10 protein-coding genes are annotated in these 11,475 nt (G+C 45.6%); 9 read left to right on the top strand and 1 reads right to left on the bottom strand.

Features of this window, described 5'->3' with window-relative positions; all coding sequences use genetic code 11:
* The first annotated feature begins 664 nt into the window (after positions 1-664).
* Positions 665-1,861, top strand: coding sequence for a CynX/NimT family MFS transporter (locus tag IEW67_RS16605; protein WP_188634195.1), 1,197 nt, complete (start codon positions 665-667; stop codon positions 1,859-1,861).
* A 71-nt stretch (positions 1,862-1,932) separates the two neighbouring features.
* Complete coding sequence (locus tag IEW67_RS16600; protein WP_188634194.1) at positions 1,933-3,141, top strand: MFS transporter; 1,209 nt, start codon at positions 1,933-1,935, stop codon at positions 3,139-3,141.
* 128 nt (positions 3,142-3,269) lie between these two features.
* Here the strand turns inward: IEW67_RS16600 and IEW67_RS16595 are convergent, their stop codons facing one another.
* Positions 3,270-4,928 carry an SLC13 family permease gene (locus IEW67_RS16595; RefSeq protein ID WP_188634193.1) on the bottom strand — a complete coding sequence of 553 codons (1,659 nt, stop codon included), beginning with the start codon at positions 4,926-4,928 and terminating at the stop codon, positions 3,270-3,272.
* Between the two features lie 180 nt (positions 4,929-5,108).
* Here IEW67_RS16595 and pxpB point away from each other — a divergent pair, with 180 nt between their 5' ends.
* The 7 genes from pxpB to IEW67_RS16560 all read left to right on the top strand — a co-directional run bounded on the left by pxpB (position 5,109) and on the right by IEW67_RS16560 (position 11,316).
* On the top strand, positions 5,109-5,843 hold the full coding sequence (pxpB, locus tag IEW67_RS16590; RefSeq protein WP_188634192.1) for a 5-oxoprolinase subunit PxpB: 735 nt from the start codon (positions 5,109-5,111) through the stop codon (positions 5,841-5,843).
* A complete protein-coding gene (locus IEW67_RS16585) occupies positions 5,827-6,603 on the top strand; it encodes a LamB/YcsF family protein (RefSeq protein WP_188634191.1) in 777 nt (258 codons plus the stop codon). The genes pxpB and IEW67_RS16585 overlap by 17 nt, the downstream gene beginning before the upstream one ends.
* Positions 6,604-6,747: 144 nt before the next feature.
* Complete coding sequence (locus IEW67_RS16580) at positions 6,748-7,710, top strand: 5-oxoprolinase subunit C family protein (RefSeq protein WP_188634190.1); 963 nt, start codon at positions 6,748-6,750, stop codon at positions 7,708-7,710.
* A 201-nt stretch (positions 7,711-7,911) separates the two neighbouring features.
* Positions 7,912-8,640 carry a Cof-type HAD-IIB family hydrolase gene (locus IEW67_RS16575; protein ID WP_188634189.1) on the top strand — a complete coding sequence of 243 codons (729 nt, stop codon included), beginning with the start codon at positions 7,912-7,914 and terminating at the stop codon, positions 8,638-8,640.
* A 129-nt stretch (positions 8,641-8,769) separates the two neighbouring features.
* The gene (locus IEW67_RS16570) at positions 8,770-8,955 is read left to right on the top strand and encodes a cold-shock protein (RefSeq protein WP_188634188.1); all 186 of its coding nucleotides are present in this window, start codon (positions 8,770-8,772) and stop codon (positions 8,953-8,955) included.
* A 415-nt stretch (positions 8,956-9,370) separates the two neighbouring features.
* Entirely contained in the window at positions 9,371-10,891 is a 1,521-nt protein-coding gene (gene exaC / locus IEW67_RS16565; protein WP_188634187.1) for an acetaldehyde dehydrogenase ExaC, read from the top strand.
* A 71-nt stretch (positions 10,892-10,962) separates the two neighbouring features.
* Positions 10,963-11,316, top strand: coding sequence for a DUF779 domain-containing protein (locus tag IEW67_RS16560; protein WP_188634186.1), 354 nt, complete (start codon positions 10,963-10,965; stop codon positions 11,314-11,316).
* Positions 11,317-11,475: the final 159 nt, after the last annotated feature.

The raw sequence follows: 11,475 nt of genomic DNA, 5'->3' as shown, positions 1-11,475 counted from the left end.
GTTTTCACACGAATAGCGGAATGAGGAACCGTTCGGTATGGATAGTCCAGCTTTGGCGGATCCTCATTCCGTTATTTGCGTCAATTAAAGCCTTTCCAACACGTTAGCGGATCCTCATTCCGCTATATGCTTTCTGGAATTGTGAGCTTGGGCTGGGGTCCTCGAGACAAAATTCAACTGTGAAATGTGTGGAGGGGAAATGTATCCAGCGTATTATAATGGCGTATATGGACAGGAATATAAATTATCGGATTTTCTCTAACGAAGATAGAAAAAAGACCAGGCCGCACTTTGCCCGGTTTTTCTAATGATTAAAATATGCTGCACGGGAAAGTGGGAGGGGGATTATTCTGTCCGGATAATCCAGCTTCGGCGGTTCATGACGCCCCTAAATAGGGTGGTTTATACCCATATAGCGGAACGAGGATCCGTCAGGTATGGATACCCCGTTTCGGTGGACCCTCTCTTCCGTCATTTGCTTGTTTGGAAGGTGTCTCCCTTTTTCGTCGGTTGACCCGGTGTGCTATATTAGATTATAGACTTAACTGCTTTTGATTAGTGAATTTTGTTACATGTTTAAGAGTGTCTGAGGATAATAGGAACTTATTGTTGCGGAAAAATCCAGATGTATTGATCTACATTGCTTTAGAAGGGGTATCTGAGAATGACTAACGATAATTCGAAAACGTTGTATCAATTCCTGCTGATTGCGGGAATTGTTATTGTAGCGTTTAATCTCCGTCCGGCCATCACATCTGTCGGACCACTGATTGGTGTTATCCGGGATGATATCGGTCTGTCAAATTGGAGTGCCGGGATCTTGACCAGTCTGCCGCTGATTGCTTTTGCACTTGTGTCACCTATCGCGCCGAAACTGGGAAACCGCTATACAAATGAACGGGCATTATTACTTGGTCTTATTCTGCTATTCATCGGTATCTCCGTTCGTTCCATATCAGTATTTGTCCTGCTGTTTATTGGAACATTATTTGTCGGAATCGGGATTGCTATTTTAAATGTGCTGTTGCCGAGTGTGATTAAAGAAAAATTTCCCCGAAAAGTCGGGCTAATGACCAGTGTTTATACGACTTCGATGGGGATTTTTGCGGCATCAGCTTCGGGTGTAAGCATACCGTTTGCCCAAGGGCTAAATATGGGGTGGCAGCTGTCATTGCTTGTCTGGGCTATTCCGGCGGTATTAGGTATCATTATTTGGCTTTATCTTGGTGCTAAAGAAGATTCGCCTGAACCGACAGAGATGAGACAGGTCAACATTAGTGATAACCAGATTTGGAAGTCGCCACTTGCTTGGCAGGTGGCATGTTTTATGGGGCTGCAATCATTTATATTCTATGTGACTATTTCGTGGTTGCCGGAAATACTGCATAGCAACGGCCTGTCCATGACGACTTCGGGATGGATGCTGTCATTTGCTCAATTTGTTGGGCTGCCGGCCAGTTTTATTGTACCGATGGTGGCTGATCGGATGAAATCACAACGCAGCATCGTGCTTGTGATGGCATTATTGGCATTCGGAGGCTTTGGGGGACTGCTGCTTGGCAATTCGTTAACACTGATGGTGATCAGTACTATCCTAATCGGCCTGACATTGAGCGGGACGTTTGCGCTGGCCTTGGCGTTTTTAGGAATGCGAGCACGCAATGCCCGGCATGCGGCGATATTGTCCGGCATGGCTCAATCGCTCGGGTACACACTGGCAGCAGCCGGGCCGATGTTTATCGGCTATTTGTATGACGTTTCGCACGAATGGACAATACCGCTCATGACATTGATTGGCGTGGCTTTTTTGGTGATGATTTTTGGCATGGGAGCCGGACGCGATCGGTATGTGCTGGATTGACTTTTGTGTATCATAGCAGATAGCTGCAAAGATTGTGGATCAACTTTAATGAAATGAATGGTGTGACGTAGATGCAACAGCAAGCCTATACGATTAGGGATTTATATTTTTGGCGAATTACACTAAGTCTGGCGTTGGCATCCTTTTTTGTGTTTGCCGGTATGTATGCAGTTCAGCCGCTTTTTCCCGTTTTTGTAAAAGAATTTGGAGTGCCGGTGTCTGCTTCAGGACTTGCGCTATCTGTGACGATTATCGGCTTGATTATCGGTCTGATTGTGCTCGGCTTTTGGTCAGATCGGAGTGGTCGGACTGTTTTTATTAAACTGTCACTTGCAGGGGCGGCTATTCCGTTTTTGCTCATCCCCTTGTCAGAATCGTTTTTTCTTCTGCTGGTTTTGCGGCTTGTACAAGGTTTTGCACTTGCGGGGCTGCCGGCTGCGGCAATTGCCTATTTGAGTGAGGAAATCGATAAGCGTAGTGTCCATATAGCTACGGCGCTTTACATATCAAGTAATGCGCTTGGCGGTATGGCCGGACGTGTGATGACCGGCTATATGACGGACCATTTTTCATGGGAGATGGCTTTTTACGTACTGGCAGTAATTGGCTTGGTCATTTTGAGCGCGGTTATCTTCATGCTTCCAAAATCACGGTTCTTTGCGCCAAGCCAGTTGCCGTTTACGAATGACCTGAAGGCGTTTATCTTTCACTTGAAAAATCCGGCTTTATTGCTCATATTTGGTCTTGGCATTGTGTTGCAGTTTTCATTTACCGGTGTTTGGACGTATTTGCCATTCCATCTTGAAGCGCCTCCGTTTTCATTGTCGCTTGAGGCTGTTTCGTATATGTTTTTTGCCTATGGACTTGGGGTCATTGGTTCTCCGCTTGCAGGCTGGATTGCGGGTCATTTTCATTTACGGACGATCCGACTACTCGGCGTTTTTGTTATGGTGTTGGGTTTCGTTATCACGCTTGGCCCCGCTTTATGGATGATTGTTGTTGGGCTTTGTGTGGCATGTCTCGGGTTTTTTACAGCCCATTCACTGACCGCGTCATCCGTTGCAGAGGAAGTAGCCCATCATAAAGGGAGTGCTTCCAGTTTGTATTTAGTATCGTATTATATAGGTGTTGCTCTTGGCAGTTCCGCTCTTGGTCCACTATGGAACAATTGGGGCTGGAAGGGACTTATAATTCTGCTTGCGTGCGTTCCGGCTGTTTATGTGGTGATCGTCCGTTTAAGCCGAAACAGGCATAAACCTGAGGCGGCGTCCAATAATTGATTAGAAAACTCGGCATTCGCCTCGTCTTACAGCGAATGCCAAAGCTTTTTATAAGGTCATCCATCATTTATACTTCATGAGGTTAATAAAAAGCAGGAAGTCGCAATTTAGCGACTTCCTGCTTTTTATTAACTGTTTTTCATTATTTCCGGAATTTCTGTCAGATCGATCCCCCAGGCAACGGGAAGCCAGAAATAAATGGCGGCTGTGACAAGCAACATACCGAATAGGTTCAGGGCAATCCCTGCTTTGGCCATGTCCGGAATCCGTAAATATCCCGAGCCAAAGACAACGGCATTCGGCGGTGTCGCTACAGGCAGCATAAACGCACTGGATGCAGCGACACCGGCAGCAACCATTACCGTGAACGGATGAACGCCGAGTGCAGCGGCTAGCGATGCCATAATCGGATACATCATATTGGCAGTAGCGGTATTCGATGTAATCTCAGTCAAGAAAATAACCATGCCGGTTACGACGAGCAAGACGATCAAGAGATGGACACCTTCTAATACTGTAAGCTGATTACCGATCCATTCGGACAGACCTGATTCTGTGAATCCGCTGGCAATGGCTAGGCCTCCGCCAAACAAGAGAAGGATCCCCCACGGCAGTTTGACAGCCGAATTCCAGTCCAGCAGATAGTCGCCTTTTATCCTTTTTGATGGGATGATAAACAGAATAATCGCTGCTGTCATAGCAATGATCGCATCATTGATGTTTTCATTGACAAATTTCGTCAGAAGAAACGAGCGCGTTATCCAGGATAGTGCTGCGGCTGTAAATACGGCAAGTACAGCTTTTTCTTCAAAAGATGCTCTTCCAAGCTCATCCTTTTGCTGTTGGATAACTTCGCGTCCGCCGGGAAGTTGATTCATTTTTTGCGGATATGCTACTTTTACCAAGTAAATCCATATGATGAATATAAACAACCAGGCCACCGGAATACCGAAAAGCATCCACTTGGCAAACGAGATTTCGACCCCATACATATTGTTAACAGTACCTGCCAGTGCGGTATTAGGTGGTGTGCCAATCAGGGTTGAAATGCCCCCTACTGAAGCGGAATAAGCAATTGCAAGCATGAGCGCTTTGCCGAAACCGAAATTTTCCGGGGTTGTGTCAATCGAATGGTCTTCTTTAAGCTGATCAGAAACCTGATAAATGATTGCAAGTCCAATCGGAACCATCATCATGGATGTAGCAGTGTTGGAAATCCACATCGACAGGAATCCAGTGGCTACCATAAAACCAAGTATGATCCGTTCAGTGTTGGTTCCAATAATTGATATGATCGTCAGTGCGATTCGTCGGTGCAGATCCCATTTTTCCATAGCAAGCGCAATCATGAAACCGCCCATAAAAAGAAAGATAGTATCATCGCCATATGACGAGGTGGTTGCATCGATATTGAGTCCGCCTGTTAATGGAAAGAGAAGGATCGGCAGCAGTGATGTGGCCGGAATTGGGATTGCTTCCGTCATCCACCAGACGGCAATCCACAATGTGCTGGCAAGTACAGCTTGTCCAGCACTGGAGAGCCCCTCCGGTTGGAAGAATAATAGTGTTACTATAAAAAGAACAGGTCCTAAAAACAATCCAATAAACTGAGCTGTCGAGTATGACCGCTTCTTGTTCCCGCCATCACCGCCGTCGGATTCTTTTGTGCTGTTTGGGTTTGTTCCGTCATTACCAAGCTTTGAATCGTTCGGCCGCACGAAAAAACGCAGCATGTCTTTAGCCTGATCATGTTTCTCCCATAGCCAGTCCCATGCAGCAATCATCATACAATGCCTCCTTTGTTCACAAAATGAAATCGATGCCAATGATTGACATTAATAGTATTATAAATTACACAGTGAACACGGGGCAAACTATTCTGGTTTCTGTTTCCATTGGGAGCGTTATGTTAGACTATTTATAAGAAATTTCTATAAACGTCATATAGGTTGTCGGAGGTGATTCGAATGTCATTTTTTATGCAGGCGGTTGGTGATTCAGCAGTGAAAATTCAGTTTCAGGACGACGTGACACCATCACTGAACAGAAGAATTCAGCTGTTCTCCCGCAAGCTTTATAACCACCGAATAGAAGGTGTTGTGGAATGGGTGCCAGCGTATGATTCGTTAACTGTTTATTATCAGCCGCATCAGATCCGCTACCGTGATCTATGTCAAAAACTTGATCAAGTATTTCAGTTAGAGTCCGAGGCGAATGAGGCTGGGGGAGGACTGATAACGATTCCGGTTGTGTATGGAGGGGATAATGGCCCTGATTTGGAACGTGTAGCTGCTGTTAACGAACTTTCAGCAGATGATGTGATAACCTTGCATACACGCAATACATATCTTGTCTATATGCTGGGATTTTTGCCTGGATTTCCTTATCTCGGCGGACTCGACAAACGCATTGCAACATCAAGACTTGAGGAGCCGCGCGGGAAGATATCAGCCGGGTCGGTTGGCATTGCACATGAACAAACCGGTATTTATCCTATCGAGTCCCCGGGCGGGTGGAATATAATCGGAAAAACCCCAATTCAGCTGTTTGATGTTCATAAAGAAAATGCATTTTTATTACGCCCTGGCGACGAAGTACGGTTTTCTCAAATTGACGAAACCGATTATAAAATGATAGAACAGCAAATTTCTGATGGCACGTTTAAAATAGGGACGGTGATAAAGGATGCCAAACTCAGTTGATTTAAATTGTGATATGGGTGAAAGTTTTGGAATGTACACAATCGGGGCTGATGAACAACTGATGCCCTACATCACCTCAGCAAACATTGCTTGTGGTGCTCATGCGGGTGATCCTGCAGTGATGGACCGGACAGTTAGACTCGCTAAAGAAAACGATGTGGCTGTTGGCGCACATCCCGGTTTACCGGATCTTGCCGGTTTTGGGAGACGGATGATGGATGTTGCACCTGAGGAAGTATATCAGATGGTGGTTTATCAAATCGGGGCTTTGCAGGCATTCTGCAAGGTTCATAATGTTGAAATGCAGCACGTGAAACCACACGGTGCGCTTTACAATGTTGCCGCCAAAAACCGTGATACGGCTGATGCTGTTGCGCGTGCGGTGCATGATGTAAATGATGAATTGGTACTGTTTGGTTTGGCCGGCAGTAAGTTGCTTACAGCAGGGAAACAGACGGATTTGCAAGTAGCATCGGAGATCTTCGCCGATCGGACATACCAGGCAGATGGCAGTTTGACACCTCGACAACAGCCTGATGCGCTGATAGAAAATGCCGATGATGCAGTACGGCAAGTTGAACGGATACTGCGGACAGGAAACGTCCGTGCAGTCACCGGTGAAGACGTGACGATAGTAGCTGATACGATTTGTGTGCATGGTGATGGCGCACAGGCTGCAGTGTTTGCCGGTAAATTGCGTACAGCTCTACAGGCGGACGGAATTGCTATCAAAGCCATCAGCTCCGGTGGATTCAATTAAACGGATATGTGTGAATGATGCGGATGCGATGAGACCATTAACCGGCGTAGTCAGTGGCATAATCAATCTGCTACTTCATTAAGACGTGATAAATAATCCATCAGCAAAGTTGATGAATAAAACATGTATGAAAGTGGTGATTATATGCAAAAACAAACCATCTTTCAAATCGATAAGCCGGGCGTTTCAACGACATTTCAGGATCTTGGAAGGCCGGGCTTTCAACAATATGGTGTTCCGGTATCAGGTGCAATGGACCGCTATGCCATGCAGATTGCCAATATTCTTGTGGGTAATCCCCGGGATACTGTGTGCCTCGAAGTGACATTGATCGGCCCCGATCTGAAAGCGACATCACCGGAACCTGTTACAGTTGCCATAACGGGAGCAGCACTTGAACCGAAATTGAATGGATCCCCTGCTCCTATGTGGAAGTCATTTGAAATGAGACAAGGGGACCGGCTGACATTCGGCAACCATCAACAGGGAGTTCGTGCATACATAGCAGCCGCCGGTGGATTTGATGCCCCGGTTTTTTTTCAAAGTCGAGCGACTGATGTGAAAAGCGGATTTGGCAGTCCGCTGAAGAAAGGACAATCCATTGAGGGTTTTCCGGTCAGGACGACATACGGTATCGGTCTATCACAGGCGGAGGTGCCTGTTTATCAATCAAATATTGACGTATCTATTGTAGAAGGTCCGCATACAGCTGTTTTTACAAAATGGGAATTGGACCGATTTTATAAGATGCCGCATATTGTTGGGGCGAATTCCAATCGGATGGGGTACAGGCTTCAATCGATGCCAATCAGCCTTGAGAATACGGCAGATATTTGGTCGGAAGCCACCCCGTTCGGAGCGATTCAAATTACGGGCAATGGACAACCTATTATATTAATGGCGGACAGACAAACAACGGGTGGCTATCCCCGAATCGGCACAGTTATCACGGATGATCTGCCAAGACTGGCGCAGCTCGTACCAAAAGGGAAAGTCCGTTTTCATCCCATTTCTGTTGAGGCGGCACAGGAACGTGTAACTCAAATGGAAGCGTTTCTGTCCAACCTGGAAACATTCACGAAAGGCTTGTTGTTAAAGCCGGAATAATTGCTTAGCAACCCGAACTATATTACAATGAGTTGGTATGAGCCGATGCCGCACTGGCAGGTTATGATTTATAGAAAATGCGACTTTTATAGGCTTGACAGTCAATTTTTATAATATAGTCTATGTATTATTTGGATGACTGCCGATCCTGCAGTTGCAGCATGGCATTGACATCGGGTAAAACAAAAGAGGAGCGTCTGAATGGATATTAAATTAATTGCTTTGGATATGGATGGAACCTTGCTAAATAGTGAGGAAGCTGTTTCTGATTTTAATCGGGAAAAGATTGCCCAGGCACTGGCAAAAGATGTTCATGTGGTGTTGAGCACCGGCCGCTGGCTGAATTCGTGCTATCCGTACGCTGAATCACTGACGTTGTCGTCTTTCCTAATTACGTGCAACGGTGGAGAAATTTGGACGTTTGAAAAAGAATTGAAGGAACGGCATCTCCTTGACCCCGAACGTGTCAAACTCATGTGGGAATTGGCTAACGATATGGAATTAAGGACATGGATGATTTCGACTGACAGGATATGGTATGGGACAGCACCGGATAATTTCTCGGATCGTGAGTGGCTCAAATTCGGCTGCGATTCCTATGATGGCGATAAATTGGAAACCATCGTCAAAGAACTTTCGCATTACGATGATCTTGAGTTGACAAATTCAATGCTGACAAACATCGAGGTTAATCCAAAAGGAGTTAGTAAGGCAAGTGCATTGAATAATGTCTGTAAGGAAATCGGGATTTCAATGGACAATGTGATGGCGGCCGGCGACAGCCTGAATGACATCAAAATGATTCAGGAAGCAGGTGTCGGTGTAGCAATGGGTAATGCCCAAGAGGCTATCAAGAATGTTGCCGATTATGTGACGGTTACAAATAATCAGCATGGCGTTGGTAAAGCCATTGAGAAATTTGTGCTGTAAAACTGAACAGTTGTCCTTCTATTTGGCACTTGCTTCACATATACTATAATAATCGTTTCAATCGCCAAATTGTACGAATAGGTGAAAAAAGCGTATAATGTATGTAATACCATGAAAGGGGATGCAGTGATGTCATTTTCCCGTGGACCAAAACAACCTGTTCCGGAAGTGGAAACGAAAGTATGGTCATGTACGAACGATGACTGTGCAGGATGGATGAGGGAATCTTTCAGTTTTAATGAGGAGCCGGAATGCCCGCTTTGTCAATCTTCAATGGCAAAAGAAGTACGTGTGCTGCCGGAATTGGAACAATGAAGATGACATGAACGCAGAAGCAGAAACATCAGAACAACTGTTTGATTCAAGGTGTCTGTGTAGGGGCATCTTTTTATAATAACGTCAGAAAGTATACCTTCTGGTTGACCGTATAAGAAACACTTGAGACGAGGGTAGGCTTGCGTTTTTTATAACGTCAGAAAGTATAAATGATGGATGACCTTATATTAAGACGAGGCGAATGCCGAGTTTTTCTAACTGTGTTTTAAACTGCTAACAGAACTTGTTTTCGAGCGACTAAATCTGCCTTGCTTGAGTGAGGCAGATATTTTTATTTACAAAGAATTTAATAGTGGAATAATTCTAAAATCAATTGTATAATTTGAATTAGAGAATCAACCAGATCTTCATCATAATTGTAAGCGATTACATTGTTAAAGGGAGGAATAGCAAGGTGAGATATGCGAATCCGAATTCAACAGGGGCAAAAGTTACCTTTCGCAAGCGGTATGACAATTACATTGGTGGGGAATACCGTCCGCCGATAAATGGAAAGTACTTTGAAAATGTCAGCCCTGTAACAGGGAAAGTCTTCTGTGAAATGGCCAGATCGACAAAAGACGATGTAGAGGCGGCCGTTGACGCAGGGTTTGTTGCTAAAGATGCATGGGCCAAGACATCAGTGACGGAGCGGGCAAATATGTTGAATAAGATTGCTGACCGAATGGAAGAAAATCTTGAAATGCTCGCTGTTGCAGAAACCTGGGATAATGGGAAAGCTGTAAGAGAAGGACTTGCGGCTGACATTCCGCTTGCGGTGGACCACTTTCGTTATTTTGCCGGCGCTATACGGGCACAGGAGGGCGGCGTCAGTCAGATTGATCATGATACGGTTGCTTATCATTTTCATGAACCGCTCGGTGTTGTGGGACAAATCATTCCATGGAACTTCCCGATTCTGATGGCTACATGGAAACTGGCACCGGCGCTTGCAGCAGGTAATTGTGTTGTATTAAAGCCCGCCGAACAAACGCCGGCATCGATTCATGTTTTGCTCGATATCATTAAGGATCTTTTGCCGCCGGGTGTTCTTAACATTGTGAACGGATTTGGTGTTGAGGCCGGTAAGCCGATTGCCTCTAACAACCGGATTTCAAAAGTGGCCTTTACCGGTGAAACAACCACAGGACGTCTCATCATGCAGTATGCGTCTGAAAATATCATTCCGGTTACGCTTGAGCTTGGCGGAAAATCACCAAATATTTTCTTTTCGGATGTTATGGACAAAGATGACGGATTTTTAGATAAAGCGATTGAAGGTCTTGTCATGTTTGCTCTGAATCAGGGTGAAGTTTGCACATGCCCGTCACGCGCACTGGTTCATGAATCCATTTACGATGAATTTATGGAACGGGCTATTAAACGGGTTACCGACATTAAGATTGGTCACCCGCTGGATACTGAAACCATGATGGGGGCTCAGGCTTCACAGGAACAAATGGAAAAAATCAAATCATATTTGGATATCGGAAAACAAGAAGGCGCTGAAGTACTTGCCGGCGGCGCAGTCAACCAGCTGGACGGTGATATGGAGGAAGGGTATTATATTGAGCCGACCATTTTTAAAGGTGATAATAAAATGCGCATTTTCCAAGAGGAAATATTTGGACCGGTGCTTGCAGTTACAACATTCAAAAATGACGACGAGGCTATGAAAATCGCCAATGACACCCTATATGGGCTGGGCGCCGGTGTCTGGACCCGGAACATCAATACAGCTTATCGTTTCGGGCGCGGTATTGAAGCGGGACGTGTATGGACGAACTGTTACCATCAATATCCGGCACATGCTGCGTTTGGCGGCTACAAAAAATCCGGAATCGGCCGCGAAAATCATTTGATGATGCTTGACCATTATCAGCAAACGAAAAATCTGTTAATCAGTTACAGTGAAGATCCGGCGGGGCTTTTTTAACGCTGCCAGGCAGGCTGATGCTAGTTGAAATCGGCTCCTTTCTCATATATGACACAGAAAGGGTGTGAAAAATGGTCGAACGTGTAACAGTAACTGATGAGGCGCTGAAACTGATCGACACCTTGGAAGAAACGCATGGTCCGCTTATGTTCCATCAATCAGGCGGATGCTGTGACGGCAGCTCGCCAATGTGTTATCCGAGAGGCGAATTCCGTGTCGGGGAATCAGATGTGCTGCTCGGGGAAATTGGTGAAACACCTTTTTATATGTCAAAAGACCAGTATGAATACTGGAAGCACACGCAGCTGATTATCGATGCCGTTGATGGACGCGGTGGGATGTTTTCACTGGAAGGCCCGGAAGGAAAACGGTTTTTAACGAGGTCCAGGGTGTTCAGTGAAGAAGAAAGGAAAGCATTGCGTTAAATCAAAACCACCAGTGTGAACTGGTGGTTTTGGTTTAGTGCGCCGGGCATGTGCTATGTCTAGGGAGTGAAAGTCTCCTGCGGGCTTGGTAGTAGGAACCGCTAGCCAAAGACAAGGGTGTCCACTGCGAGGTGGAATCGGAAGGAAGTCGGCGGCAAA

Source organism: Lentibacillus kapialis, from assembly GCF_014646635.1.
GTDB lineage: Bacteria > Bacillota > Bacilli > Bacillales > Amphibacillaceae > Lentibacillus > Lentibacillus kapialis.
Note: the sequence above shows the minus strand (reverse complement) of the source record. Positions and strands in the feature narration are given on the sequence as shown.